3 protein-coding genes are annotated in these 3,218 nt (G+C 63.0%); 2 read left to right on the forward strand and 1 reads right to left on the reverse strand.

The window, feature by feature from the left end:
• Positions 1–180: 180 nt before the first annotated feature.
• Together Q0795_RS16995 and Q0795_RS17000 are read left to right on the forward strand one after the other, a co-directional pair.
• Entirely contained in the window at positions 181–777 is a 597-nt protein-coding gene (locus Q0795_RS16995; RefSeq protein ID WP_298891720.1) for a hypothetical protein, read from the forward strand.
• Positions 778–784: 7 nt separating this feature from the next.
• Positions 785–2,368, forward strand: coding sequence for an exonuclease domain-containing protein (locus tag Q0795_RS17000; RefSeq protein ID WP_298891721.1), 1,584 nt, complete (start codon positions 785–787; stop codon positions 2,366–2,368).
• Positions 2,369–2,678: 310 nt separating this feature from the next.
• On the opposite strand, the gene Q0795_RS17005 is transcribed toward Q0795_RS17000, so the two are convergent.
• A complete protein-coding gene (locus Q0795_RS17005; protein ID WP_298891723.1) occupies positions 2,679–2,993 on the reverse strand; it encodes a hypothetical protein in 315 nt (104 codons plus the stop codon).
• Between the last annotated feature and the right edge of the window lie 225 nt (positions 2,994–3,218).

Consider the following 3,218-nt stretch of genomic DNA (forward strand, 5'->3'; position numbering starts at 1 on the left):
TCCAAGTCTTCCCTGCTCAGGGAGCACTTCGGTGCTTTTACACGCCGATCACACCGCCACCCCGTGAACGATCCGGGTTGAGTACGCCGGATCCGTCGAGGACCAGGCGTCTCAAGGAAAGCCTGTCGGGGCCGCTTGTTAACATCGGCGACAAACCCAGTTACAACTCGAAGGAGAGCCATGCGGGGGATCGCGGTTGTTGACCGCCAGCTAGATGCTGGGCAGATCGCTGTCTGGAACACGAGCAGGGATGGCGATCGAGCGACCAACGTCAACGCCGTGGTAATCGACGCGAACAACGATCCAGGCGCCACAGAGAAGGTGCTCTCACTCGTCCACCGCTGCGTGGTGCTGAGGACCGAGGGCACGACCCTCGAGGGTTTACCCATCGAAGGAGAAGCGCTAGACGTCGCTGACATCGCCGCACTGCTCGATGAGGTCGAAGCGCAGCAGTCCCGCATTCTTGACGCGATTGCCGACTATAAACGTGCGATACGCTCGAGAACCCTGATCGCGCCAACGTTCCCATCCCGGCCCTCCCCTGAAGACTTCTCACCGGCAGAAGACACCCCCAGCCTCCGGGCACTCACCACAGCCAACTACTTTGCCCGGGCCTGGACTACTTGGCTGGAGACCGACGAACAGCGTCGCCGCCGCACAGTGCAGCCAGTAACCGGCACAAGCCCATGGATCATGCCTGAGAGCATGAATGCGGCCACAGTGCCAGACTTCCCCGCGTCCTTCACCGACCGCCTCTACGTCCAGGGCATTGGTTAAGCCCTTCATGCTCAACTTCACAGCCATCGACTTCGAGACCGCGAACTCGTACAGGGGTTCACCCTGTGCCGTCGGACTTGTGCGCGTACGTGACGGCAAGCCTGTTGACGAGCGCCGCTGGCTGATCCGACCGCCCGAACCGGTCGACTTCTTCGACAGTTTCAACTCGATGCTCCACGGCATCGACTCCGCGATGGTCGCGGACGCACCCCGGTGGCGTCACGTGCTCTCTGCGATCTTGGACTACATCGATGACGACGTCGTTGTCGCCCACAACGCCGGCTTCGACATCGGCGTCATCCGCTACGCCTGTGCGGTGGACAACATCGAATGGCCCGAGATTCGGTTCCTGTGCACGATGGTGATGGCTCGACGAGCACTCAGCTTGCCCTCCTACCGGCTGCCGTATGTCGTGGAGTCGCTGGGTGCACAAATGGGAGACCATCACGACCCGCTCGCCGACGCCCATGGCGTCGTAACCGTTGTGAACGCGCTGGCTGACAGATCCGGGGTCAACGCCCTCGCGGACCTTGCAGCGTGCCAGCGCATGTCGATCGGGCGCATGAGCAGCGGCATCTACAGCGGCAGCGTCGCGATCGGCTCAGGGGGCCGGAACTTCACTCCCATCGAGGTCAACACCGACGCGGACCCGAGCGGGTACCTCTACGGGCGGGTCGTTGTTTTCACTGGAACCCTGATGTCTATGACGCGGGACGTCGCCCGGCAGGAGTGCGCCCGCGTCGGTGCTGTCCCGGAGCAGAACACGACCAAGAAGACGAACGTCCTTGTCGTCGGGGACATCAACCCTGCCGTCCTGCGACCGGGCAGCAACGTCACCGGCAAGGCCCGTAGGGCCTTCGACCTGCAAGACAAGGGCCAGGCCATCGAAGTCATGACTGAGGACGACTTCGTGCGGTGCCTCGATGGCCAGCCGCTGGATGCTGACGCCGATCTTGCCGCCCTGCTGTCCGGCACCGCGTCAAAGCCAGCAACCCGCACCCCACCCAGGCTGGGCAACCTTCGCTCGGTCCCCCTGGCTGAACGACCAGTACCCACGCCTCCCAAACCACCCCGGCCCCTTCGGCGTGAGCGAGTGGTCACCGATCAGGTCTGTTCAGTAGATGGCTGCTCACAGACCGCTGCCTTCAAGACGCGCAGCAAGCCGACGTACTGCGATACGCACATCGCGTCAATCCTGAAGCAAGGGGGCTTGGAGCCGCTGGAAAGCTTCACTCGTCCCGATGATTGGCTGCTGACTCGCTGCCTCCGGTGCGACAACGTCGCCCACTACAGGTTCGTGTACGTCATCGACAAGAACGGATGGGACGAGGCGACGTGCCGTGCCTGCTACTGGCGGGAGTGGGCACAGTCAACGAGGGCCCTGCAGGGCCCCTACGCGAATGTTGACGTGGTCCAGTACGAGAAGGCCCAGGAGGTCAGTGAGGAGCACGGCTACATCTATCTCGGGCCGCTCACGAACCCTTCGTTGCCGGACGACCCGCACCGGACGGAGTGCCGTCGCTGCGGGAAGATCAGTGCAGAGCGCTTGGGCGACATCCAGTTCGGGTGCACCTGTCAGCCACGTAAGTAGTGAAGCAACCGACCAGCCGCCTGACGCGGTTCGGCTGGTCCTCAGCACAGTTCGAGTTCGCGGGCGCAGACACGTCGCTGGTCGTGCTGTCCGTTGGCCACGGACTGGAGACCGCAGATGAGAACGCGGTGACGAGGTGGCTACTTAAGGTTCGGCGCCCACGTGAAGCGCGCTGAGTGTCCTTCACTCACACCTCCGTCTGAGTGAGGCCCGCGTAGTAGATGCCGGCCTCTCGGCAAGCGTGGACTAGCCGACAAGATCCCACTCGCGGCAGTACAGCGTGTTGCCTAGAGAACTAGGCTCGGTTGGGCTAACCCCACCAACCGCTGCGCAACGCATCTGCCCATTCGGTCTCGGTGGGCACCAGGAGCCCGATGTAGGAACCATCTCCTCGATGGTCGAACCCCAGCACGGTGCTGACGGGTTCTTCCTCGAGCCCGATGAAACGCACGACGCAGTGATTGAGGCCGGGGCCGTGGAACATGTCGATGAGCCCGGGATGATGATGCTTCAGGATGTGACCCCGTCGAAGGAGACCGGGGTCCAGGACGTTGGTCGAGTCGTCCTTTCCGGCGTACAGAACGCGAAGACCGGCCTTGGCTTCAGCGGCGTGCAACGGTCGCATCGCTGCAGTGTTCCACGCTCGCCGTAGATCGTTGGGATGGCAACAACTTTCCTGCCGGTAGGCCCCCGCAGTGCCACCTAGTTGAAGAGGGACTGCTGCCCACAGCTAACACTGGTGCCAACCGCGGGGGCCGACGAACGACCCGTACGCGGCTACTAGGAGACTTCCCTTCATGATCGGGTCGGGCCAGACTCGGTTTAGGTGCCCGGCGGGACGCTCTCAATT

Source organism: uncultured Serinicoccus sp. (assembly GCF_947487915.1).
Classification (GTDB): Bacteria; Actinomycetota; Actinomycetes; order Actinomycetales; family Dermatophilaceae; genus Ornithinicoccus.

Excerpts from the sequence above, each read along its gene's own strand:
- Q0795_RS17000 (WP_298891721.1), top strand. The coding sequence starts at position 785 with ATGCTCAACTTCACAGCCATCGACTTCGAGACCGCGAACTCGTACAGG.
- Q0795_RS17005 (WP_298891723.1), bottom strand. The coding sequence starts at position 2,993 with ATGCGACCGTTGCACGCCGCTGAAGCCAAGGCCGGTCTTCGCGTTCTG.
- Q0795_RS16995 (WP_298891720.1), top strand. The coding sequence starts at position 181 with ATGCGGGGGATCGCGGTTGTTGACCGCCAGCTAGATGCTGGGCAGATC.